The organism is Acetomicrobium sp. S15 = DSM 107314, from assembly GCF_016125955.1.
Taxonomy (GTDB): domain Bacteria; phylum Synergistota; class Synergistia; order Synergistales; family Thermosynergistaceae; genus Thermosynergistes; species Thermosynergistes pyruvativorans.
On the sequence record NZ_JADEVE010000004.1, the window covers coordinates 1 to 332 of the forward strand.

The 332-nt window shown below is 51.5% G+C and carries 1 protein-coding gene; it reads left to right on the forward strand.

Annotated elements, in window-relative coordinates:
- Positions 1-332, forward strand: a 332-nt coding sequence (locus EZM41_RS13280; RefSeq protein WP_232618810.1) for an SDR family NAD(P)-dependent oxidoreductase, incomplete at both ends; no start/stop codon positions are given.

Below are 332 nucleotides of genomic sequence, written 5' to 3' on the forward strand. Positions count from 1 at the left end.
CACATTGCCTCACTATTGTGCTTCGAAACATGCCATCGTAGGGTTTACGAATGCGCTGGCTAAGGAGCTTGCGCAAACGGGCATCACTGTAAACGCCATCTGTCCAGGTATAGTGCGCTCCCTCATGCCGGGTCGTGATAAAATGCTGTCAAAGACCGCGTCAAATATGATGGCGCATTATATTTCGTCCGCCATTACCCACAAGTCGTGCTTTACGGCAAGTTCTACCTATGTGGCTCTGAGGTTAGGAGCGCTTCCGTGGCCTACGGTCTTCGTGGCCATCTTATCCCTCTCCGTTCTCAGGCTTTTGGGTCACACAAACATCAACGAGG